Below are 23,646 nucleotides of genomic sequence, written 5' to 3' on the forward strand. Positions count from 1 at the left end.
GGATCGCTGACATGGCCGCTTCTGAAACGATCCTCAGCGTCAGGGACCTGCGCGTCCGCTTCCGCACGCTCGATGGCGCCGTCGAGGCGGTGAAGGGCATCAACATCCATGTCAACGCGGGCGAGACGGTGGCCGTGGTCGGCGAATCCGGGTCCGGCAAGAGCCAGACGATGATGGCAGCGATGAGCCTGCTGGCCTCGAATGGCGAAGCGTCAGGCAGTGTCGACTACCGCGGCCGCAACCTTCTGACACTGAGCAAATCCGAACTGAACAAGGTCCGCGGCGCCAAGATCAGCATGATCTTCCAGGAGCCGATGACCTCGCTCGATCCGCTCTATTCGATCGGCAACCAGCTGATCGAACCGATCCGCCGCCATCGTGGGCTGGGTGCGGCCGAAGCGCATGAGGAGGCGCTCAAGCTGCTGCGGCTTGTGCATATTCCCGATCCCGAGCGGCGGATGAAATCCTATCCGCACGAGATGTCGGGCGGCCAGCGCCAGCGCGTCATGATCGCCATGGCGCTCGCCAACGACCCCGACATATTGATCGCGGACGAGCCGACGACGGCGCTCGACGTGACCATCCAGGCGCAGATCCTGATGCTTCTGGCCGAACTGCAGCGCAAGCTCGGCATGGCGATCGTCTTCATCACCCATGATCTCGGCATCGTTCGCCGCTTCGCCGACCGGGTCTATGTCATGCGCCAGGGCGAGGTCGTCGAGGAGGGCGAGGCGGAAGCCATCTTCGTCAACCCGCAGCATGCCTACACCAAGATGCTGCTGGCGGCCGAGCCGACTGGCCGCAAGGCGCCACCGCCCGCCAGCGCGCCCGTGCTGCTCGAAGGCAGGAATGTCGAAGTAACCTTCAGGATCGGCGGCGGTTTTCTCGCCGGCGAGCCGCTGATGCTGCGTGCTGTCGACCACATCTCGATCCGGCTGCAACGCAACCAGACCATCGGCATCGTCGGTGAATCCGGCTCCGGCAAATCGACGCTCGGCCGCGCCCTGCTGCGGCTGTTGCCGAGCGACGGTCTCATCCGTTTCGGCGACCGCGACATTTCCACCGCCGACCGACAGGCGATGCGGCCGCTGCGGCGCGAGATGCAGCTCGTCTTCCAGGATCCGTTCGGCTCGCTGTCGCCGCGCATGACCGTCGGCCAGGTCGTCACCGAAGGGCTACTGGTGCATGAGCCGAACCTTTCGGGCAAGCAGCGCGATCAACGCGCGGTCGAGGCCTTGCGCGAGGTCGGCCTCGATCCCAACGCACGCAACCGCTATCCGCATGAATTTTCCGGCGGGCAACGGCAGCGCATCGCCATCGCGCGGGCCATGATCCTGAAGCCCAAGCTCGTGGTGCTGGACGAGCCGACCTCGGCGCTCGATCGCTCGGTCCAGAAGCAGATCGTCGAATTGCTGCGCAAACTGCAGACCGACCACGAACTGTCCTACCTGTTCATCAGCCACGATCTGTCGGTCGTGCGCGCCATGGCCGACTACATCATCGTCATGAAGCAGGGCAAGATCGTCGAGGAGGGGCCGACCGAGGCGATCTTCAGCAATCCGCAGCACGTTTACACGCAGACGCTGATGGCCGCGGCGATCGATGTGACGCGGTTTCGGCTGAGTGCCTGAAACAGGTCGCCGCAAGGCGCCCAGGCAGCGTCTGTTCGCTCAGTCCGTTGACCTCGCGCACTTTCGCGCGCGCACGGCGACAATGGCGTCTTGCTGCTGCTTCAGCCGGTCGATCCTGGCCGTTTCACGCTTGGCGACCGCGGTCTTCACGCGAGACCCACCCAATAGCCAATTTGGAACACTGGTGTTTGCGACCTTGCCGCGGGTGATCGCGGTTTGCGAGATGTCGCGGGCGATGCCTCCCAGCGCGCTGTTGAGCTCGGCGCAGCTCAGGCTTTCATATTTCGCCGGATCGACGGTTTTGCCGATCGACGAGCAGCCCGCAACGAGAAGCAGCGCGACTGTCAGAACCCGGCGCGACGCTGTCGTTGAAATCAAAGTCATATCCGCACCCCGGCATCGTCAGTTTCAATGGCTTCATCGCAGCCATCGAACTACCTAGAGCCGACGGTGATTTTCGTCAAAGTCTGTGATCGCGATGGAACCCACGCTGGGCAGCGACCATGGCGGCCCGACTCACGAGTTTCCGATTGCAGGAACGTTCTCGATCACCCGTTCAATCACGGGTCCAGGAGCCCTCAGAACTCCCACTTCATCGTGATATGGTCCGATATCCATACGCGAGGCCGCCACCGCCAGCGACCCGGGCGCTTCCGCACGGGAATCAAAAAGCCAGCCAATTGTTCGCGTGGTCGCTCAGGGCGTTTTCTTGTCCAGCAGCGTGTTGGCAAAGAATGATGCGGCACGCCGTAGCACGCAGGCGCTACTGCTGCTGCGGAAACCAATTTGCGCATAGTGGCTCCGGGTCTCGTCACTGCCGCCAAAAGAAACATGCGGCATTACTAATATAAATGCAATTCACCAGGTGAATTTCGCGATCTTGCCAAACGGCGGAACATTAGATGCGCCGAATAGTTCTATCTCTTGCACCCGACACCAGGGTTTGGTGTCTGCTGAAGATCAGCTGGCAAAGGCTGGTCGGCCCGCGTCCTCGCCAGAGGCGCGGGTTTCCCAGGCAACCAGGAGATAGATCATGAACAATATCATTTGGCTCGTTGGAGCGGTGGTCATCGTGATAGCGATATTGAGCTTCTTCGGCCTCAGATAAGCGCGACGTCGGCTATGTCCGTCGGGGCCCCGTCGGAATTTGACCAGTCGAAGCCGACACGGCGAAAGCGCCGCAGGCTGTCTGCCGAAGACCGATATGATGGCAGGGAGTTGAAGCTGCCTAAGTCGTCAGCGTCTTCAATAGGTGACGACGTACGATGAGATCCTCGGCTTGTACACCGGGGAAGCGAGTCATCTCGCCCTATTTCCTTGTGGGGAACATCGATTTGAGCGCCAAAGTCGGGATGCGCTAACACATTGTTTTTTCTGGTCGGAGTGGCAGGATTTGAACCTGCGACCCCCTCGTCCCGAACGAGGTGCGCTACCAGGCTGCGCTACACTCCGTGACCAGACCGCGGGCTTATAGCCGCCGCACTCCGATCCTGCAAGCGGCAATGGCAGCACTTCTGTCGCATTTCGTCTCCTTTCGTCACGCATGTCGCGGGCGCACTGATATTCCTCAGGGATAAACATGGCTTAAAGGCTTGTGTGCTAGTCACGGCCTCGACAAGCCGTGTTCCAACTGCTCGGAGTTTTCCAGTCTTGACCCTCAGGATCGTTGGCGAGGACCGACCCAACAGCTTCGAATTCGAAACCTCGGCGCTGATCAAGGCGTCCGGCTTTCGCGAATACGATGCGCGCTGGTGGTTCGGCCATCCGGGCTCGACGCAACCGCCAGAGCTCAACCTGATCGGCGTCCAGGCGCTTGGCATGGGGCTCGGCACGCTGATTCGCCGTCGCGGCGCCGGACCCGATATCGTCACCGGGCATGATTTCCGTTCCTATTCGCTTTCGATCAAGCTGGCGCTGGTCTCCGGGCTGATGGCCGCCGGCGCGCGGGTGAAGGATATCGGCCTGGCTTTGTCGCCGACGGCCTATTTCGCCCAGTTCGCGCTGGATACGCCCTCCGTCGCCATGGTCACGGCCTCGCACAACGAAAATGGCTGGACCGGCGTCAAGATGGGCGCGGCGCGGCCGCTGACCTTCGGCCCCGAGGAGATGAGCGCGCTGAAGGCGATCGTGCTGGAAGGCGACTTCGACCTTGCCGGTGGTGGCTCGTATGATTTTGTCCGCGATTTTCGCGCGACCTATCTCGACGATCTGACCAGGGACAAGCGCATCACGCGAAAGCTGAAGGTGGTCGCCGCCTGCGGCAATGGCACCGCCGGCGCCTTTGCGCCGGAAGCACTGGAGCGCATCGGCTGCGAAGTGGTCCCGCTCGATGTCGAACTCGACCACACTTTTCCCCGCTACAACCCCAACCCCGAGGACATGCAGATGCTGCATGCCATCAGGGACAAGGTGCTGGAAAGCGGGGCCGATGTCGGCCTTGGTTTCGATGGTGACGGCGACCGCTGCGGTGTCGTCGACAATGAGGGCAACGAGATCTTCGCCGACAAGGTCGGCGTCATGCTCGCACGCGACATCTCCAGCCAGCTTCCGGGCTCGACCTTCGTCGTCGACGTCAAGTCGACCGGCCTGTTCAACACCGACGGCGTGCTGCGGGAGAATGGCGCAGTCACCGACTATTGGAAGACCGGCCACTCCTACATAAAACGCCGCGTCGCCGAGCTCGGCGCCGTCGCCGGTTTCGAGAAGTCTGGCCATTTCTTCTTCAACCCACCGATCGGGCGCGGCTATGACGACGGGCTGGTCACGGCCATCGCCATCTGCCAGATGCTGGACCGCAACCCGGGCAGCTCGATGGCCGACCTCTACCGCGCGCTGCCGCTGACCTTCGGCACGCCGACAATGTCGCCGCATTGTGCGGACGACGTGAAATATGGCGTGGTCGAACGGGTGGTTTCGGATTTTCAGGCCATGAAGCGGGATGGCGCCACCTTCGCCGGCCAGAAGATATCGGACCTCATAACCGTCAACGGCGTTCGTGTCGTCGCCGAGGACGGCACCTGGGGTCTGGTGCGCGCCTCGTCGAACAAGCCGGAGCTTGTCGTGGTCGTCGAAAGCCCGGTTTCATCAGAGCGTCGCCGGCAGATGTTCGACGCCGTCGACGCCGTGCTGCGGCGCAGCCCGGAAGTAGGGGCCTACAACCAGACTTTCTGAGAGCAATTCCGGGAAAAGTGCGTGGCGGTTTTCCCTCCGGAACCACGCCGAAACCAAGAGATAGAGCGGTTCTGCGTTTCCTCGAAACGGTGAACCGCTCCAACATCAGCCGGCAGCCGCCGGAGCTGTCCGCTCAAGTGCGCTCCAGTCGAATGCGCGCGCCCAGTCGGCAAAACTGTGCCAGCGGACCTCCGGAAAATTCCTGCGCAGGGCGGCGATATCGACGTCGTAGCCGACGCGGTCGAACCACTCGAACATCAGTGCCGCATCCTCGCTTTGCTGGCGGGCCGCCGCGATCGGGATTTCCCGATAGCCAATCGGGCGGCCGATGGCCTCGGACAGTATTTTCGCCTGCTCTTCGCCTGACAATTCGTCCCCGGCGAAATCGAAGCGCTTGCCGAACACCTGTTCACGCCGCTCGGCCAAGGCGGCAACAAAGGCGCCGATGTCCGCCAGGGCAACCAGTTGCAGGACGCGCTTCGGAGGCATCGCGAAGGCATGGGTGCCCTGTCTGAGCGCGCCGATCGACCACGGCGCGACGACATTCTCCATGAAGGCGACCGGTGCGCTGATCGTATAGGGGATGCCGAGCCCGGCGACATGTTTCTCGACGAGATATTTGCTTTCGAAATGCGGGATGCCGGTCTTCTTGTCGGCGTCGGCAACGGATGAATAGATCAGATGTCCGACGCCGGCAGCTTTCGCCGCATCGGCGGCGATGATCCCCTGGCGGGTTTCTTCTTCCAGCCCGGCCTCGCAGCTGTTGCCCATCAGGAACATGGTGTCGACGTCTTTTGCGGCCTTCACGATGGAGGCTGCGTCAGCGAGATCGCCGGCAACGACATCGGCGCCCGCCGACGCCAGGTGCCGCGCACCGTCGCTGTCTGGTCTGCGCGTCAGTGCCTTGACGCGATGGCCCTTCGACAACAGGGCACGCGCAACCGCGCCGCCTTGCTGGCCGGTAGCGCCGGTCACCAGAATGCTTCGTTTGCTGGTCATGGTGTCTGCTCCTTATTGTTTCTGCTGGAGCAAAGTTAGGGCCTGTCGCATTGATGCATAATTGCCTATAATTGAAAAACATCATCCCAATCTTGGATACAATGCTCGATCTCAACGATATCGTCGTGTTCGCTCGCGTCGTCGAAGCTGGCAGCTTCACGGCTGCCGCGCGCCTGCTGGCCATGCCCAAGACGACGGTCAGCCGCCGCGTTGCCGCGCTCGAGCGCGAGGTCGGCGTTCGCCTGTTGCAGCGCACGACACGTAGCCTCAACATGACGGATGCCGGGCGTCTCTACTATGAGCGGAGTAGCCAGGGGCTGCGGACGATAGAGGAGGCAAATCTGCGCCTCGCGGAGGCAAGGACGGAGCCGTCGGGCACAATTCGTATTTCGGCCCCGGTCGGCTTCGGCGGCCATTTCCTCATCGACACCGTGGTCGGCTTTCTCGCAACCTATCCGAAAACCAGCGTCGAGCTCCGCCTTACCGACGACAGGCTCAATCTGGTCGAGGACGGCATAGACCTCGCTTTCCGGACCGGGATCCTTGACGATTCGACACTGATCGCCCGCAAGCTCGGCTCCACGCACAGGCTGCTCTGCGCCAGCCAGGCCTATCTTGCACGGCACGGCATACCGGAAGGCCCGGCGGACCTCGCGCACCATCAATGCGTCATCGCGGGCCCTTCTGCCTCGGGCGCTCATTGGGTGCTGGACGGTCCAGGCGGCCAGGAAACGGTCGTCGTGGCCGGGCGCTTCGCTGCCAATGAAATGCAGGCGGTCGTTACGGCCGCTCTCGCAGGCTTCGGCATCGCCCAATTGCCCCAGGCGATCGCCGAAGGGCTGATCCATGAGGGTCAGCTGCAGCACGTTCTCAAGAGCTACACGACACCGGCTGGTGGCCTGCATATTCTCTATCCGAGCAGCCGCCACCTTTCGCCCCTGGTCAAGGCATTCATCGAGCTTGCCTCCGAGCGTATTTCCAATGGGATAAACACCGCTTAAAGGCTTGCATGGTAGCAACCGGCCACCAATTGCCTTGTGAGCGCGAGACCCGAATGACCGAGCGGATCGTCAGTTTTGTCATGAGCGGTGGCGTCGGCTCGCGGCTTTGGCCGCTGTCGCGCGAGGATAATCCCAAGCAGTTCCATGATTTTTCCGGCGATGGCTCGATGCTGGCCAAGACGCTGCGTCGGCTGGCGGCGCGGCCAGAAGGCGAAACGCCGATCTTCCTGATCGCCTCGGAGCGCCATGCCGACCGTGTCCATGCCGACCTTGCCGGCCTCGATCTCGCCGGTGGTGGTCCGCTGTTCGAACCGATCGGCCGCAACACCGCCGCCGCCGTCGCGCTGGCGACGCTGCGCACTTTGTCCGAATTCGGCGACAGCCTGGTGCTGGTGGTGCCGTCCGATCATGAAATCGCCACCGCGCACCAATTCTGGCAGAGCGTCGAGGCCGGTGCCGAGGCGGCGCGCGCCGGCAGGCTGGTGGTGTTCGGCATCAAGCCGACACAGCCCGAGACCGGCTATGGCTATATCGAGGTCGCAGCCGAAAGCGGCGGCACTTTCGACGTCTCGCGCTTTGTCGAAAAGCCGGACCTTGCCACTGCGCGGAGCTATCTCCAGGCCGGAAACTTCTATTGGAACACGGGTATTTTCCTGTTTCGGGCCAGCGCCATGCGCGACGCCTTCGCGGCTTTCCAGCCCGACATCTGGCAGGCCACCGAGGCCGCCTACAAGGCGGCGACGTCGGATCTCTCCGGCCTCTATATGCCGCTCGAGCTCTACGCCGCCATCCCGTCGAACTCGATCGACTACGCCATCATGGAACAGGCAAAAGACATCGCCATGGTGCCCGCCAGCTTCCGCTGGAACGATCTTGGCTCCTGGCAGTCGCTGCTCGATGTCGGCCCTGCCGATGACCAGGGCAATGTCATTGTCGGCGATGTCGTCGCCATCGATTGCGAGAACTCCTACATCCGCAGCGACGGCCGCTTGCTCTCGGCGATCGGCATGAAGGACGTCGCCATCGTCTCCACCGCCGACGCCACTTTCGTCGCACCGGTCAGCCACAGCCAGCACGTCAAGAAGATCGTCGAGCAGCTCGAAAAGTCGGGCCGGCTGGAAACCCGGTTCACGCCGGCACATGACCGCGTCATCGAGAGCGGCGCCTGGCGGCGGCGCGTGCATCACTGGCTGTTCCAGGAGACCTTGCCGCTATGGTCGACATCAGGCGTCGACGAACGCCATGGTGGTTTTCACGAGGCGTTGGGTTTCGATGCCTCGCCGCTGATGAAGCCCAAGCGCATGCGCACGCAGGCGAGGCAGGTCTATGCCTTCGCCGTCGCCAGGGCGCGTGGCTGGGATGGTCCGGCCGACCGGCTGATCAGCCATGGCATCGAGTTCATGGCCAGGCAGGGCCGCACCGACAATGGCGGCTGGGTGCGCACGCTGAATGTCGACGGTTCGGTCGCCGACGCAACCGAGGATGCCTACGATCACTCCTGCTTGCTGCTGGCGCTGGCGCATGCGCATATGTCAGGCAATCCGGATGCCTTTCGGCTCGGCGAAGAGACCTTTTCGTTTCTCGATGCGCATCTCGAGGATCATCGCATGACCGGCTTCCTGGAAACGTCCGACGGCGAGGGCGAGCGGCGCTCCAACCCGCACATGCATCTGCTCGAGGCTTTTCTAGCCTGGTATCAGGCGACCGGCGACCGCGCCCATCTGCGCCGTGCGGCGCGCATCATCGACCTCTTCCGCAGCCATTTCTTCGACCCGGAAAGCTGGACGCTCGGCGAGTATTTCGATGCCGAATGGAAACCGGCCGCCGGCGAGAAGGGGGCCTGGACCGAGCCCGGCCACCATTTTGAATGGGCCTCGTTGCTGGTCGATTTCGCCGGGCGCAGCGGCCAGGCCGAACTGAGCGGTTTCGCCAGGAAACTCTATGCCTCGGCCATCGCCAATGGCCTCAACCGCGCCACCGGCCTCGCCTATGGCGCCGTTTCCAGGCAGGGACTGCCGCTCGACCTGATATCGCGCAGCTGGCCGCAGGCCGAAGCGGTCAAGGCGGCGATCGCGCTCGATGGTTCGGGCGGGCCCGACCTCAAACCGGAGATCGAGGCCCGCGTCGGCCGGTTGTTTCGCTGGCACATCGACCCGGCGCCGCTCGGCCTGTGGATCGACCGCATCGACGAACGCGGCCGCTCGCTGGCCACTGACGTTCCGGCCAGCATCTTCTATCATCTGGTCTGCGCGCTGACCCAGTATCTGGACAGCACATCTGACAAGGCGGCGTAAGGCCTCAGTAGGGGCTCGCCACATCTCCTGTCTCGACATAGATCGACTTCAGCTGCGAATAGAGCGCTAGCGCCGCCAGTGAATTCTCGCGTCCTATGCCGGATTGCTTGAAGCCGCCGAACGGGATTTCCACCGGCGTCAGATTGTAGGCATTGATCCAGCAGGTGCCGGCCTGCAACTCGGCGATGACGCGGTGGGCGCGCGACAGGTCGCGCGTGAACACGCCGGCGGCAAGGCCGAACTCGGTGTCGTTGGCGCGGTCGATCACCTCGTCCTCGCCATCGAATTTCAGCACGCTCATCACCGGCCCGAAAATCTCCTCGCGGGCGATGCGCATCGTGTCGGTGACGTCGGTGAACACTGTCGGCTCGACGAAGAAGCCGCCTTGGAAACCTTGCAGCGAAGGTACGTTGCCACCGCAGGCAAGCGTCGCGCCATCCTGCCTGCCGATCCCGATATAGCCGACGACCTTGTCGTGCTGCGCCTTCGACACCAGCGGCCCCATCTGGGTCTCAGGGTCGAGCGGATCGCCGATGCGGATTTTCTTCGTCCGCTCGACCAGCCGTTCGACGAAGCGGTCGTGGATGCCGCTCTGCACGAAGACGCGCGTGCCGTTGGAGCAGATCTGACCGGTTGAATAGAAATTGCCGAGCATGGCGCCGCCAATGGCGTTTTCGAGGTCGGCGTCGTCGAAGACGATCAGCGGCGACTTGCCGCCGAGTTCCATCGTCGCGTGCTTCATCTTCGAGCCGGCAAGCGACAACACCTTGCGGCCGGTCGGCACCGAGCCGGTCACCGAGACCTTGGCGACGACATCATGTCCGACAAGCCCGGCGCCGACGTCGCCATAGCCTTGCACCACGTTGAACAGCCCATCGGGCAGGCCGGCTTCGCTGTAGATCTCGGCCAGCGCCAGCGCCGACAGCGGTGTGTTTTCCGACGGCTTGAACACCATGGCGTTGCCCATGGCGAGCGCCGGGGCTGATTTCCAGCCGGCGATCTGGATTGGGTAGTTCCAGGCGCCGATGCCGACGCAGACGCCGAGCGCTTCGCGCCGGGTGTAGGCGAAGGGCCCGCCGAGGTCGACAGATTCGCCATTGTAGGCGGCGACCGCGCCGCCGAAATATTCGAGGCAATCCGCGGCCGACGGAGCGTCGGCCACCAGCGTCTCCTGGATCGCCTTGCCTGTGTCGAGCGTCTCGATGCGGGCGAGGTCGGCATTACGGGCGCGCAATATGTCGGCGGCGCGGCGCAGGATGCGCCCGCGTTCGACCGGCTTCAGCCGCGCCCAGGCGGGCTGGGCTGCCCGCGCGGCCTCGATGGCGAGTTCCAGCACATTCGGCGTCGCCGAACGCAGCATGGCGATGGTCTCGCCGGTTGCCGGATAGATGACCGGCAGCGGTGCGCCGCCTTCGTCCTCTATGTAGCGTCCGTTGACATAGTGCGATGCCGTGGGCTGGGCGCGCATGGAAGTCTCCAAATTGTCTGTCGCGGCATGCGGATCGTGCGGTCACACGATCATGGCCTATCTGTCTGATAGCTGCCAGCGCGGATTGATCCATGGTTCCTGGTTGGACGGCGCCAGCGGCGTGCGGCCAAGAATGTGGTCGGATGCCTTCTCGCCGGTCATGATCGACGGCGCGTTGAGGTTGCCGTTGGTGACGCGTGGAAAGATCGAGGAATCGGCGACACGCAGTCCATCGACACCGATGACCCGGCATTCCGGATCGACAACACTCATCAGATCGTCGGCGCGACCCATCTTGCAGGTGCCGCAAGGATGGTAGGCGCTCTCGGCGTGATCCCTGATGAAGACGTCAAGATCGTCGTCCGACTGCACGTGCGAGCCCGGCGAGATTTCCTTGCCGCGATAGGCGTCAAAGGCCGACTGGCCGAAGATCTCGCGTGTCAGCCGGATGCAGTGGCGGAACTCGGTCCAGTCGTCTGGATGCGACATGTAATTGAAGCGGATCACCGGCTTCGATTGGGGATCCGGCGAACGCAGTGTCACCGAGCCGCGCGACTTCGAACGCATCGGCCCGACATGTGCCTGGAAGCCGTGCGACTTTGCCGCCGCCTTGCCGTCATAGCGGACCGCCGCCGGGATGAAATGGTACTGGATATCTGGGTACTCGACGCAGGCGCGCGAGCGTACGAAAGCGGCCGCCTCGAAATGGTTGGTGGCGCCGAGGCCGGTCTTGAAGAACAGCCACTGCGCGCCAATCAGCGCTTTCGAGAACGGGTTGAGCACCGAATTCAGCGTGATCGGCTTAGTTGATTCCTGCTGGATGTAGAGCTCCATATGATCCTGCAGGTTGCGGCCGACGCCGGGCCGGTCGGCCACCACGGCAATGCCGTTTTCGCGCAAATGCTCGGCCGGTCCGATGCCGGACAGCATCAGGATCTTGGGCGAGTTGATCGACGACGCCGCGACGATCACCTCACGTCGCGCCTTAACGACCTGAATCTGTTTGTGAGCTTCGATCTCGACGCCGATGGCGCGTTGATTCTCGATGATCACCCGCCGGGCAAAGCCCTTGACCAGACTCACGTTTTTGCGCCCGAGCGCCGGCTTCAGATAGGCGCTCGCCGCCGACCAGCGGCGGCCGCCTCGAATGGTCTGCTCCATCGGCCCGAAGCCTTCCTGCTTGGAGCCATTGTAGTCGTCGGTCAGTTCAAACCCGGCCTGGCGGCCGGCCTCGACGAAGGCGCCGTAGAGAGGATTGCGCAGCGAACCACGCTGGACATGCAGCGGCCCCCCGTGGCCGCGCCAGCCATCCTCGCCACCGTCCGAATCTTCCATGCGCTTGAAATAGGGAAGCACGTCGGCAAAACCCCAGCCGGCGGCACCCTCTTCAGCCCAATGGTCGAAGTCGCGGGCATGGCCGCGCACATAGACCATGCCGTTGATCGAGGACGAGCCGCCGATGACCTTGCCGCGCGGCGTCGCCAGCACGCGGCCGCCGAGATGCGGCTCCGGCTCGCTGGCAAAGCCCCAGTCGTAGAGGCTCATGTTGAGCGGGATCGACAGCGCTGACGGCATCTGGATCAGTGGCCCGATATCCGAGCCGCCGAATTCGATGACGATCACCGAATGCTTGCCGTCTTCCGACAGGCGGTAGGCCATGGCCGAGCCGGCCGAGCCAGAGCCGATGATGACGAAATCCGCTTCAAGCATGGTTCATATGCGCCATAAAATCGGCGAGCGAAACGTTGCCGCCGGTTGCCACTACAAGGACGGTCTTGCCCTTCACATCCACCTTGCCGCCGAGCAGTGCCGCCAGCGACGCCGCGCCCGACGGTTCGAGCACCAGCTTCATGCGCTCGAAGGCGATCCGCATGGCCCGCCGCACCGACTGATCATCGACGGTGATGCCGCGAACGCCCGCGGTCTTGACCGCTGCGAACGGTGCGTCGCCCGGCCGTCGCGACATCAGTCCGTCGCAGATCGACTTTGGTCCGATCGGCATCGTCTCGATGTTGCCATGCGCCAGCGACGAGCCCATGCCGTTGAAGCCTTCCGGCTCGACGCCGATGATCTCGGTGGCGGGCGACAGATAGTGAAAGGCGAGCGAAACGCCGCCGATCAGACCACCGCCGCCGACCGAGCAGAACAAAAGGTCGGCGCTGGCATCCTTGGCGGCGAGTTGGTCGAGCGCTTCGAGACCGGCGCCCGCCTGGCCGGCGACGATCTCGGGATCGTCGAACGGATGCAGCAAGGCCAGCCCCTCGGTTTCGGCGATCTCGCGTGCCTTGGCGGCGGCGACTTCCTCGCGCGCGCGCTCGCCATGGTCGGTGAGCACGACGCGGGCGCCATAACCCGCGGTGGCGTCGCGCTTGGCGGCCGGTGCGTCGATCGGCATGACGATGGTGACGGGAATGCCAAGCGCCTGCCCGGCAGCCGCCAGCCCTTGCGCGAAATTGCCGGAGGAATAGGCAACGACCCCCTTCTTTGCTTCGTCAGGCGAAAGCTGCTTCAGGCGCCAGTAGGCGCCGCGCACCTTGAAGGAGCCTGCCCATTGCAGCGATTCCGGCTTGATGAAAACACGGGCCGCGCCGGTCTCCCTGGCCAAGGCTGCCGATTCCAGCAGCGGCGTGATCTGCGTCGCCCGGGAGGTGACGGCATAGGCCTGCTTGAGATGGTCGAGGGAGGGGACGAGAAGGTCTGTCATCATTCGCCTCGCGGAAACCGCTTCTGCTCTTCGAGCACGTTGAGATCCATATGGTTGCGCATGTAGCGCTCGGAGGCCTTCTGGAGTGGCTGGAACTCCCAGGGGTAATGCGTGCCGTTGCGCAACGCCGGATAGACCACCCAGCGGCGGGCCTGGCTGGCGCGAACGGCGGCGTCGAAGCCAGCCATGTCCCAGCGCGCCCGGACCTTTGCCATGAAAGCCGCCACCAGATCGGCATGCGCCGGATCGGTGGCGAGATTGCTCAACTCATGCGGGTCGGCTTCGACGTCATGGAGTTGTGGCGGATCGATTTCGCAATGGACGAATTTGTAACGGCCGTCGCGGATCGCCACGAGGGGCGCGTTGGAGCCTTCGGCCGCATATTCCATCAGCACCGGTGCGGCGCGCTGTTTGCCATCGAGCAGCGGCAGCAGCGACTGGCCGTCGGTCCAGGGCGCAATCGCACTCATGTCGATGCCGGCGAGATCGCACAGCGTCGGCGTCACGTCGAGATTGGAGACCGGCGCCTCGACCAGGCCAGCCGGTACGCCCTTGCCGGCGATCATCAGCGGCACCCGCGCCGAACCCTCGAAGAAGCACATCTTGAACCACAGGCCACGCTCGCCGAGCATGTCGCCGTGATCCGAGCAGAACAGGATGATGGTGTCGTCGAGCATGCGGGTGCGTTCCAGCACCGACAGCAATTCACCGACCTTGTCGTCGAGATAGGAGATGTTGGCGAAGTAGCCGCGCCGCGAGCGGCGGATCTGCTCGACCGTGATGTCGAAGCTGTCATAGTCGCTGGCTCGATAAAGCCGCTGCGAATGCGGGTCCTGCTTGTCGTAAGGAATGAAGCCCACTTCAGGCTCGAGCGCAGGGCAGTCCTCGTAGAGGTCCCAATATTGCCGCCGCGCCACGTAGGGGTCGTGCGGATGGGTGAAGGAAACGGTCAGGCACCAGGGCCGGTGCGACGCGTCGTCGGAAACGCGGGCGAAATCATAGAGCTTCTGCACCGCATGGAAGGCAACCTCGTCGTCATACTCCATCTGGTTGCTGATCTCGGCGACGCCGGCGCCGGTCACCGAGCCCAGATTATGATACCACCAGTCGATGCGCTCGCCGGGTTTGCGATAGTCCGGCGTCCAGCCGAAATCGGCGGGATAGATGTCGGTGGTCAGCCGTTCCTCGAAGCCGTGCAACTGGTCCGGTCCGACAAAATGCATCTTGCCCGACAGGCAGGTGTGATAGCCATCGGCGCGCAGGTGATGGGCAAAGGTCGGGATCGACGAGGCGAACTCGGCGGCGTTGTCATAGACCTCGGTGCGCGACGGCAACTGGCCGCTCATGAACGAGGCGCGCCCCGGCGCGCACAGTGGCGACGCCGTGTAGTTGTTGGCAAATCGTGCCGAACGCGCGGCCAGCGCTTTCAAATTTGGAGCGTGAAGAAACGCGGCCGGCCCATCGGGAAACAAGGTCCCGTTGAGCTGATCGACCATGACGATCAGGAAATTGGGTCGCTTCGTTGTCACTGTTTGTGCCGCTCGCCGAGTTTGATTTCGAGATAGTCCTCGACCAGCGCGATCGCGGTCGCGGCATCGGGCACGCCGTCTTTCAGCGCCCGCCTGATGTAGAGCCCGTCGATCATCGCCGCGGTCGCTTCGGCGACGCGGTCGGCTTCTGCTCGGGGCAGGATGCCGGTCAGCCCGCTCATCAGGTTCGAATGCAGCCGTCGCGCGTAGACCCTGAGCAGCCGTCGCAGCGAGGGAGACTTCTGCGCCTCGACATAGAAGGCCAGCCATGCGGCGATGGTTTCCGGCTGGAACTGGATGTCGGAGAAATTGACGGCCACCACGGCCGAGACACGTTCGCGCGAGGTGCTGGCCGAACCGAGGGCGCGCAACGTGTCGGCGGTCAGTTCGGCCAGGATGTGCCGCATCGTCGCCAGCAGCAATTCGTCCTTGGCGCCGAAATAGTGATGCGCCAGGGCCGATGAAACGCCGGCGCGCCCGGCGATCTCGGACATGGTCACGTCAAGCGAGCCGCGCTCCCCGATCGCCGAGATCGTCGCGTCGATGAGCGCCTTGCGGCGCAGGGGTTCCATTCCAACTTTCGGCATTTCGCTATGGTCCTTTGAAGCAGGATTATTTTTTATTGACGGGTCAATCAACAAAAAAATTGGCGGTGACTCAGCCTGTACCAAGCGATTGTCTGGTTCCGGCCCTTTCCGAAGCCGGCAAGATTGTTTACATTTGAACAATAAACGCGAAGTGCGCCATGTGCCCACATGCCAGGCTGGCGCCAAGGATGGAGACCGCCATGACCGCATGCATCGTTGGCTGGGCGCATTCGCGCTTCGGCAAGCTCGAAGGCGAGACGCTGGAAGGCCTGATCGTCAAGGTGGCAACGGACGCGCTCGACCATGCCGGAATTGGTCCGGACGAGGTCGACGAGATCGTGCTCGGCCACTTCAACGCCGGCTTTTCGCCGCAGGATTTTACCGCCAGCCTGGTCCTCCAGGCTGACGACCGGCTCCGCTTCAAGCCGGCGACGCGCGTCGAAAACGCTTGCGCCACCGGTTCGGCGGCGGTCAGGCAAGGCATTCGCGCCATCGATGCCAACGCCGCCCGTATCGTGCTGGTGGTCGGCGCCGAGCAGATGACGACGACGCCTGGTCCCGAGATCGGCAAGAACCTGCTCAAGGCTTCTTATCTGCCCGAGGACGGCGACACGCCGGCCGGTTTCGCCGGCGTCTTCGGCAAAATCGCGCAGGCCTATTTCCAGCGCTATGGCGACCAGTCCGACGCGCTGGCGATGATCGCCGCCAAGAACCACAAGAACGGCGTCGACAATCCCTATGCGCAGATGCGCAAGGATTTCGGCTATGAGTTCTGCCGCCAGGAGAGCGAGAAGAACCCGTTCGTTGCCGGTCCGCTCAAGCGCACCGACTGCTCGCTGGTCTCCGACGGAGCCGCTGCCCTTATCCTTGCCGATACCGGGACGGCGCTGAAGATGCGCCGTGCCGTCGCCTTCCGTGCCAACGAGCATGTGCAGGACTTCCTGCCGATGTCGAAGCGCGACATCCTCGCCTTCGAAGGCTGCGAGCAGGCCTGGAACCGTGCGCTGAAGAACGCCGGCGTGACGCTCGACGATCTTTCCTTCGTCGAGACGCATGACTGCTTCACCATCGCCGAGCTGATCGAATACGAGGCCATGGGTCTGGCGAAGCCGGGTGAGGGGGCAAAGCTTGCCATGAGCGGAGAGACGGCGAAGCATGGCCGCCTGCCGGTCAACCCCTCCGGCGGGCTGAAGGCCAAGGGCCATCCGATCGGCGCTACTGGCGTCTCCATGCATGTCCTGACCGCAATGCAGCTGGTCGGCGAGGCGGGTGGCATCCAGGTACCGGGCGCAAAACTTGGCGGCATCTTCAACATGGGTGGTGCCGCGGTCGCCAACTACGTTTCCATTCTCGACCGGATCAGATAAACCGCCCGCATTTGCGGGAGGTGACATGACAAATCCGGTTCTGATCGAAGTCTTGCGCGGCGCGATCGTCGAGAGTGCTCATCGCGGTGCGGTCGCGGTCTTCGACGCCGACGGCAAGCCGGTCCTGGAGATCGGCGACACCTCGAAGCCGGTGTTTCCACGCTCGGCGGTCAAGGCCATCCAGGCGCTGCCGCTGGTCGAGAGCGGGGCCGCCGATGCCTATGGCTTCGGCAACCGCGAGCTGGCACTCGCCTGCGCGTCCCATTCGGGCGAGCCGGCGCATGTCGAACTGGCGCGTTCCATGCTGGCCAGGGCAGGCCTGGACGGGTCGGCGCTCGAATGCGGCGCGCATTGGCCCTCCAATCATGACGCGGAGATTTCACTCGCCCGCGCCGGCGGAACGCCGAACGCGCTGCACAACAACTGCTCCGGCAAGCATTCCGGCTTCCTCTGCACGTGCGTCCACACGGGCATTGCGCACAGCGGCTACGTCAGGGCGGATCACGCCTTGCAGGAAATGGTGCGCGACGCCATGCAGGCGGTGACGGGTGCTGCCCATGGCGCCGATCAACGGGCGACCGATGGCTGCTCGATCCCAACCTACGCGGTGCCGCTCAGGAGTTTCGCCCTCGGCTTTGCCCGCATGGTGACGACGACAGGTTTCGGCCCGGAGCGAGCCAAGGCCGCGAAGCGGTTGCTAGGCGCCTGCATGGCAGAACCGTTCTTCGTCGCCGGCACCGGCCGCGCCGACGTCGCTTTGATGGAAGCAGCACCTGGCCGGATTTTTGCGAAAGGCGGCGCCGAAGGTGTCCACTGTAGCGCGATACCGGAGCTTGGTCTCGGCATAGCGATCAAATGCGATGATGGGGCAGGCCGCGCCGGCGAGGCCATGGCTGCCACCGTACTTGCCAGGCTGTTGCGCGCGGACGAGGCTTTGGCCGGCAAGCTGGTCGGGCTGGCAAATGCTCCAATTGAAAGCCGGGTCGGCGCCAAGGTCGGCGCTGTCAGGCCAACTGCAGCCTTGAATTGAAAACGATCACTCAGCTGACGTGATTGCGCTCGACGGTCAGATGGGCATAGCCGGTATTGTCCGATGATGTCAGGTCGCCCGTCGCTGGCTCGGCCCAGCGCTGGCCGACAACGGCGCCGTTACGCGCGCCATCGATGACATTGTCGGAAATGACGGCCGTGCCGGCACCCTCGACCACGGATACGACAATGCCGGTTCCAGCCTTGCGGATGACGTTCCCTGTGGCGACGACGTTGCGCAGGAACGGCCCCCAGCCGATCTGCATGCCATAGAGCGGCGCGTTCTCGATGACATTGTTGGACACGGTCGTGTCGGCTTCGACGCTGATGCCGACGCCAAACCCGGGCGGGTCGGCGGGGTAGGGGCCACGGGTCGACAGATTGCGCACGATGTTGCCCGTGCAGACCCCCAGGCGGCCGCCTTCGTTGAAGTTGACGATCGAGATGCCGTTGGCGGCGCCGTCGACGATATTGTTGCTGATGACGGCGCCTTCGAAGGAGAATTCGGAATAGACCGCGGTCTCACCCGAACGCGAGCAGGTATTGCCTGATATCTGCAGATTGCTGGCGCTGTTGGCCCGGATCGCCGAGAACGCGCAATCCGAGACGATGTTGCTGGAGATGACGACATTGCCGGCCCGGAACGCGTTGATGCCATTGCCGTTCTGGCCGGTTCCGCCGCTACGCGCCTGGATGCGTTCGACGCGGTTGCCGGTGACCATGGTGCCGTCCTCCGCCGCCTGCCAGCGGTGCACGAGGATGCCGCCATTGGCGCAGTCGGAGACGGTGTTGTCTGTGATCGCCAATCCGCCAGCCTCGACCGAATAGATGCCGGCGTCGGCAGCGCCCGATATGTCCGAGCGTTCGACCCGGCCCGTCACGCGTTCCAGCGCCAGTCCGTTCTTGCCGCTGCCGGTGACCTGGCAATTGTCGACGACCAGGTGAGCGACCCGGCGCAAGTCGAGCAGCCCCTGCGCGTAGTCGCCCATCGAGCGGTTTGCGCCATCGAGGACCAGCCCGCCGACTTCGATATGATCGGCCTGTTCGGCCATGAAGAGGTGCCCGTCGCCGCCATAGACGATCCGCGTTGCGCCCGGCACGCCGGAAAGACGCACGCGGCTGGGCAGCGAGAGGTTGGAGACGACATAAGTGCCCGGCGGCAGGAACACCGGCATGTCGCGGTCGTTCGCGTCGCGCAGCAGCTTGGCGAAGGCCTTGCTCTGATCGTCAAGGGTGCCCGGCTGCACGCCAAGTTCGGTGGCGTTGATCGAACCGCGCATGGACGCTTTCTCGATGCCGGTCAGGCCTGCGGCCGCTGCTCTGCCGAGCGAGAGGCCGAATACGGCGAACCCAGCCGTTCCAGTCAGCAGCTTTCGTCTGTTCAACATCGGCACAGATCCTGGTGTTCAACCCCGACACCGCAGGAATTGTGCCAGACGTTTTGTCTCTCCTCTCGGGGGGTAACGACAATGGCTTGTCGAGCAGCCTCTCCACGTCTAAGTTCAACCAATGAGCAGAGCCTTTACTCGCGAGGAAGACAGCGAAAACGCCATCGCCGGCGTCGGCGAGCGGCCGATCAGCCAGCACCGCAATCTGGTGACGGAGCACGGCTTGGCGATGATCGAGGAAAATCTGGCGGACTTGCGCGACGTTCTGGCGAAAGCCGAAAGGAAAGCCGACCGCGAGCGCATCGCGGTGGTGTCGCGCGACCTGCGCTATTGGACCGCCCGGCGGGAAAGCGCCGAGCTGTCCGTGCCGGAGCCGGGCAGCGACCTAGTTCGCTTCGGCATGGGTGCCACGCTTGAGGGCGATGACGGCAAGAAGGTGCACTGGAAAATCGTCGGCGAGGACGAGGCCGACCCGGCCAAGGGCACGATTTCCCACGTCTCGCCGATGGCCGTAGCCCTGTTCGGCAAGAAAATTGGCGACGTGGCTGTTGTCAACGGCAAGGAATGGGAAATCGTCAAGCTTTCAGACAGCTAGGGCGTTTCACATCGGGCGCCGATTTGGCGGTTATTCGGCAAGCTTCTGAAGCCCGGCCTTATATTTGTCCATGACATCACGGGCAGCCTTCATCTGCCGATCGAAGCTGTCGGTCGCAGGTCTCAAGACTATGCCATCGTCGGTTTCGACGATTTGAAGCTGATCGCCCACCCGCAGATTCATGCGGTCAAGAAGCTCCCTCGGCACGATTACGCCTTCGGAATCTCCGATTTTGCGGATGGTCGTTTTCACGGAGCTGCATCCCTTTTGCAACGCTGATTGTAGCGCAGCTTGTTCAGCTATGCAGCAGTGTTCAACCGGCTGCCAGCAGCCTGTCCATCAGCCGATCCGCCGCCTCCGGAATGACGGTGCCCGGCGGAAAGATTTCCGCCGCGCCGGCCTCCAGCACCGCGTCATAGTCCTGCGGCGGGATCACGCCGCCGGCCACGATCAGCATGTCACTTCGTCCGAGCTTTTTCAGCGCGTCGCGCAACTCGGGGATCAATGTCAGATGTCCCGCCGCCAGCGACGAGGCGCCGACGATATGGACATCATGTTCGATCGCCAGTTTCGCGATTTCGTCCGGCGTCTGGAACATTGCGCCGACGGTGACGTCGAAACCGAGATCGGCGAAAGCCGTGGCGATGACCTTCTGGCCACGGTCGTGGCCGTCCTGTCCCATCTTGGCGACGAGGATGCGCGGCTTGCCGCCGAATTTCTTCGCGAAGGCTTCAAGCTTGTCCTGCAGCCGGTCGACCACCGGATTGTCGCCGAGCGCCTTGCGGTAGACGCCGGAAATGGTCTGGACCGTTGCAACGTGGCGGCCAAAGGCTTTCTCCAACGCGAACGAGATCTCGCCGACGGTGGCGTTGGCGCGCGCGGCGCGGATGGCGAACTCCAGCAGGTTTTCATTGCCCTGTGCGGCGCGGGTCAGCGCATCGAGCGCGCTTTCGACGGCTGCGACATCGCGCGTGCCTTTCAGCCTTTGCAGCTTCGACAATTGCCGGGCCCTGACTTCGGCATTGTCGATCTTCAGCACGTCGACCTCGATGTCGGTCCCTGGACGATGGGCGTTGACGCCGACCAGCATCTGTTCGCCGGAATCGATGCGCGCCTGCGTGCGCGCCGCTGCCTCTTCGATGCGCAGCTTAGGTATGCCCTTTTCCGTCGCGGCGGCCATGCCGCCGAGCGCCTCGACCTCCTCGATATGGGCAAGTGCGCGCGCCGCCAGGTCATGCGTGAGCCGCTCGAGATAGGCGGAGCCGCCCCAGGGATCGATGATGCGCGTGATGCCGGATTCCTTCTGCAGGACGAGCTGCGTGTTGCGGGCGATGCGCGCCGAGTGGTCGGTTGGCAGTGCCATCGCCTCGTCGAAGGAATTGGTGTGCAGCGACTGCGTGTGGCCCTGCGTCGCCGCCATCGCCTCGATCATGGTGCGGATGATGTTGTTGTAGGGGTCCTGCGCCGTCAGCGACCAGCCCGAGGTCTGGCAATGGGTGCGCAGCGACAGCGAGCGTTCGTCCTTCGGCGAAAAGTTCTTGGCCATCAAGGTCGCCCACAACAGGCGCGCCGCCCTCAGCTTGGCCACTTCCATGAAGAAATTCATGCCGATCGCCCAGAAGAAGGACAGGCGCGGCGCGAAGCGGTCGATATCGAGGCCCGCCGCGACGCCGGCGCGGGCATATTCGATGCCGTCGGCGATGGTATAGGCAAGCTCGAGGTCGGCTGTCGCACCGGCCTCCTGCATGTGATAGCCGGAGATCGAGATCGAATTGAACTTCGGCATGTTCTTCGACGTATAGGAGAAGATGTCCGAAACGATCCGCATAGAGGGCTTCGGCGGGTAGATGTAGGTGTTGCGGACCATGAACTCCTTCAGAATGTCGTTCTGAATCGTTCCGGCGAGATTCTTCTGCGCAACGCCCTGTTCTTCCGCCGCCACGATGTAGAGCGCCATGATCGGCAGCACCGCGCCGTTCATCGTCATCGACACCGTCATGTCGCCGAGCGGAATCTCGTCGAACAGTTGCCGCATGTCGAGGATGGAATCGATGGCGACGCCCGCCATGCCGACATCGCCGGCGACGCGCGGATGGTCGCTGTCATAACCCCGATGCGTGGCGAGATCGAAGGCGACCGACAGGCCCTTCTGGCCGGCGGCAAGGTTGCGCCGGTAAAAGGCGTTGGACTCCTCCGCTGTCGAGAAGCCGGCATATTGCCGGATCGTCCAGGGTTGCTGGACATACATGGTCGGATAGGGGCCTCGCACGAAGGGCGGCAGGCCCGGATAGGTGTCGAGATGCGACAAGCCCTTGAGGTCGCCCTGATTGTACAGATGCTTGACGACCAGACCTTCCGGCGTCGTCCGCTGGCCCTTGACCTCGACGGGAACGCGGCGTGGCGGCACCCAGCCGATCTGGCTGAAATCCGGGATCAAGAGACGGCTCCGATCGACTGGTCGATGCGGACGGGAAACAGGGGCTCGCAGACGGCAACGCCTTCGGTGAAGGCAGGTCGCCGTTCCGCCGCCAGTGTTTCGACCGGACGATCGCTTTTCAGGGGATAGAGTGTGGTGCCGATGATGGCCCGTTCGCCTGCCTTGTAGGCCGCGTTGCGCCGCCCCGCCGCGGCGTGAACGCGTGCCTGGATATGTCCGTCCTGGAGGCTGGACAACACGCCGCCCTCGGCCTCGATCGTCTGCAATTCCGCCCAGGCCACCTCGCACAGTTCCGCGGTCAGCGCTTCGACCGCGCCGGAACCACAGGCGGGATCGGCGACATGATCGATATGGCTTTCATGGGCCATGATCAGTTGCGCGTTGCGGGCGACTCGGCGGGCAAAGCCCGCCGGCAGGCCATGCACGATCGTGTGCGGCAGGATGGAGATCGAATCCGCGCCGCCCGCCGCCGCGGCGAAGCCGGCAATGGCGGTACGCAGGATGTTCGTCTCGCAATCCATCGCCGTCATCATGCGAAACGATGTCTCGGCATGGACATTGGCCGTGGAATTCGGGATCGAGCACGCCTCCTGTACACGCGCCCAGAGCCTGCGCAGGGCCCGGACCTTGGCCATCGACAGGAACTGGTCCTGGTCGACGCTCAGCGCGAAACCGATATGGGGCGCGGCATAGACAAGCGGCTGCCGCGCCTTCTCGAACATTCTGAGATAGGACACCGCGGAAGCGAGCATGATGCCGAGTTCTTGTGCTTCCGTCGCGCCGGCATTGTGAAACACGCGCCCGTCGGCTTCCAGAAGCACGCCCGGAACGCCCATCGAGAAGAAATGCGCCAGCGATTGCGGCATCGATGCCTGCAGGGCCTCGATCGACATGCGCAACCGGCCGGTTCCGGCAAAAATAGCCGCCGGATCGATGCCGAAGGAAAGGTTGAGCTTTGTCGGATCGGACCGGCGTTTGCTCAGGAACGCCACCAGCCAGTCGGCCACGGCGCGGCTCCAGGGATGGGCGTCGATGCGGATCTGCACGCGGTTGAGGGGCACGCCGTCCAGCACCGTCTCCAGTGCCTGCGCTGTCCTCGGCAGGCCATAGCCGAATGCATTCGGGGCGCCTTCGAAGACAAGCGACAATCCAGTGGCCCCCTGCGCCACGTCCTCCAGCGCCTGGGCCTGGGCGCGGGCGATGTCGGGATCGTCGACCCGCTGGCTGACGATCCAGGGCAATGTGGGGTTCGCGCGTACCATCGGTTCCGCTGCCATGCAGCGGTCGTAGAGCGGTTCGATGCGGATGTTGTCGTCTGTATGGGAGACCAGCTTTTCCTCGAAGGAAGCGCCGGCAAGCGCCTTTTCCGCCAGGGCCAGCCATCGCTGCCGCTCGGCGTTTGCGGGTTCAACATTCTGGATCAAGGCTCCGGCGCCCATCCGTCTT

18 protein-coding genes and 1 tRNA gene are annotated in these 23,646 nt (G+C 63.6%); 7 read left to right on the forward strand and 12 right to left on the reverse strand.

The features are described 5' to 3' along the window. Positions 1-11: 11 nt before the first annotated feature. Positions 12-1,631 (forward strand): ABC transporter ATP-binding protein, encoded by a 1,620-nt coding sequence (locus OOJ09_RS02985; RefSeq protein ID WP_269903751.1) that lies wholly within the window; start codon positions 12-14, stop codon positions 1,629-1,631. Positions 1,632-1,670: 39 nt separating this feature from the next. On the opposite strand, the gene OOJ09_RS02990 is transcribed toward OOJ09_RS02985, so the two are convergent. After that, entirely contained in the window at positions 1,671-2,015 is a 345-nt protein-coding gene (locus OOJ09_RS02990; protein ID WP_269903752.1) for a hypothetical protein, read from the reverse strand. 991 nt (positions 2,016-3,006) lie between these two features. Beyond that, a tRNA-Pro gene (locus OOJ09_RS02995) sits at positions 3,007-3,083 on the reverse strand. A gap of 198 nt (positions 3,084-3,281) precedes the next feature. Between OOJ09_RS02995 and OOJ09_RS03000 the strand changes: the two genes are divergently transcribed. Then, positions 3,282-4,802, forward strand: coding sequence for a phosphomannomutase/phosphoglucomutase (locus OOJ09_RS03000; protein ID WP_269903753.1), 1,521 nt, complete (start codon positions 3,282-3,284; stop codon positions 4,800-4,802). 105 nt (positions 4,803-4,907) lie between these two features. Here OOJ09_RS03000 and OOJ09_RS03005 read toward each other — a convergent pair whose 3' ends face one another. Continuing rightward, a complete protein-coding gene (locus OOJ09_RS03005; protein ID WP_269903754.1) occupies positions 4,908-5,801 on the reverse strand; it encodes an NmrA/HSCARG family protein in 894 nt (297 codons plus the stop codon). 101 nt (positions 5,802-5,902) lie between these two features. On the opposite strand from OOJ09_RS03005, the gene OOJ09_RS03010 reads away from it, so the two are divergent. Together OOJ09_RS03010 and OOJ09_RS03015 are read left to right on the forward strand one after the other, a co-directional pair. Then, positions 5,903-6,802 (forward strand): LysR family transcriptional regulator, encoded by a 900-nt coding sequence (locus OOJ09_RS03010; protein WP_269903755.1) that lies wholly within the window; start codon positions 5,903-5,905, stop codon positions 6,800-6,802. A gap of 53 nt (positions 6,803-6,855) precedes the next feature. Then, positions 6,856-9,096 carry a mannose-1-phosphate guanylyltransferase/mannose-6-phosphate isomerase gene (locus tag OOJ09_RS03015; RefSeq protein WP_269903756.1) on the forward strand — a complete coding sequence of 747 codons (2,241 nt, stop codon included), beginning with the start codon at positions 6,856-6,858 and terminating at the stop codon, positions 9,094-9,096. A 4-nt stretch (positions 9,097-9,100) separates the two neighbouring features. Here OOJ09_RS03015 and betB read toward each other — a convergent pair whose 3' ends face one another. The 5 genes from betB to betI are packed head-to-tail and all read right to left on the reverse strand — an operon-like array spanning position 9,101 to position 15,384. Next, positions 9,101-10,564 (reverse strand): betaine-aldehyde dehydrogenase, encoded by a 1,464-nt coding sequence (gene betB / locus OOJ09_RS03020; RefSeq protein ID WP_269903757.1) that lies wholly within the window; start codon positions 10,562-10,564, stop codon positions 9,101-9,103. Positions 10,565-10,621: 57 nt separating this feature from the next. Further along, positions 10,622-12,274: a choline dehydrogenase gene (betA, locus tag OOJ09_RS03025; protein ID WP_269903758.1), complete on the reverse strand. Its 1,653-nt coding sequence runs from the start codon at positions 12,272-12,274 to the stop codon at positions 10,622-10,624. Beyond that, on the reverse strand, positions 12,267-13,268 hold the full coding sequence (locus OOJ09_RS03030; protein WP_420107486.1) for a threonine/serine dehydratase: 1,002 nt from the start codon (positions 13,266-13,268) through the stop codon (positions 12,267-12,269). The genes betA and OOJ09_RS03030 overlap by 8 nt, the downstream gene beginning before the upstream one ends. After that, complete coding sequence (gene betC / locus OOJ09_RS03035) at positions 13,268-14,797, reverse strand: choline-sulfatase (RefSeq protein ID WP_269903760.1); 1,530 nt, start codon at positions 14,795-14,797, stop codon at positions 13,268-13,270. The genes OOJ09_RS03030 and betC overlap by 1 nt, the downstream gene beginning before the upstream one ends. Next, positions 14,794-15,384 (reverse strand): choline-responsive transcriptional repressor BetI, encoded by a 591-nt coding sequence (gene betI / locus OOJ09_RS03040; RefSeq protein ID WP_269903761.1) that lies wholly within the window; start codon positions 15,382-15,384, stop codon positions 14,794-14,796. The genes betC and betI overlap by 4 nt, the downstream gene beginning before the upstream one ends. A 200-nt stretch (positions 15,385-15,584) precedes the next feature. Between betI and OOJ09_RS03045 the strand changes: the two genes are divergently transcribed. Together OOJ09_RS03045 and OOJ09_RS03050 are read left to right on the forward strand one after the other, a co-directional pair. Continuing rightward, positions 15,585-16,751 carry an acetyl-CoA acetyltransferase gene (locus tag OOJ09_RS03045; RefSeq protein ID WP_269903762.1) on the forward strand — a complete coding sequence of 389 codons (1,167 nt, stop codon included), beginning with the start codon at positions 15,585-15,587 and terminating at the stop codon, positions 16,749-16,751. Positions 16,752-16,776: 25 nt separating this feature from the next. Then, positions 16,777-17,781, forward strand: a complete 1,005-nt coding sequence (locus OOJ09_RS03050) for an asparaginase (protein ID WP_269903763.1) — start codon at positions 16,777-16,779, stop codon at positions 17,779-17,781. Between the two features lie 10 nt (positions 17,782-17,791). Here the strand turns inward: OOJ09_RS03050 and OOJ09_RS03055 are convergent, their stop codons facing one another. Next, a complete protein-coding gene (locus OOJ09_RS03055) occupies positions 17,792-19,168 on the reverse strand; it encodes a TIGR03808 family TAT-translocated repetitive protein (RefSeq protein ID WP_269903764.1) in 1,377 nt (458 codons plus the stop codon). Positions 19,169-19,289: 121 nt separating this feature from the next. On the opposite strand from OOJ09_RS03055, the gene greA reads away from it, so the two are divergent. Further along, entirely contained in the window at positions 19,290-19,763 is a 474-nt protein-coding gene (gene greA, locus OOJ09_RS03060; RefSeq protein WP_269903765.1) for a transcription elongation factor GreA, read from the forward strand. A 30-nt stretch (positions 19,764-19,793) separates the two neighbouring features. Here greA and OOJ09_RS03065 read toward each other — a convergent pair whose 3' ends face one another. The 3 genes from OOJ09_RS03065 to OOJ09_RS03075 all read right to left on the reverse strand — a co-directional run bounded on the left by OOJ09_RS03065 (position 19,794) and on the right by OOJ09_RS03075 (position 23,639). Further along, a complete protein-coding gene (locus tag OOJ09_RS03065) occupies positions 19,794-20,015 on the reverse strand; it encodes an AbrB/MazE/SpoVT family DNA-binding domain-containing protein (protein WP_269903766.1) in 222 nt (73 codons plus the stop codon). 61 nt (positions 20,016-20,076) lie between these two features. Further along, complete coding sequence (gene scpA, locus OOJ09_RS03070) at positions 20,077-22,200, reverse strand: methylmalonyl-CoA mutase (protein ID WP_269903767.1); 2,124 nt, start codon at positions 22,198-22,200, stop codon at positions 20,077-20,079. Beyond that, positions 22,197-23,639 (reverse strand): methylmalonyl-CoA mutase subunit beta, encoded by a 1,443-nt coding sequence (locus tag OOJ09_RS03075; protein ID WP_269903768.1) that lies wholly within the window; start codon positions 23,637-23,639, stop codon positions 22,197-22,199. Before OOJ09_RS03075 ends, scpA begins: the two co-directional genes overlap by 4 nt. Positions 23,640-23,646: the final 7 nt, after the last annotated feature.

The organism is Mesorhizobium qingshengii (genome assembly GCF_027563465.1).
GTDB lineage: Bacteria > Pseudomonadota > Alphaproteobacteria > Rhizobiales > Rhizobiaceae > Mesorhizobium > Mesorhizobium qingshengii_A.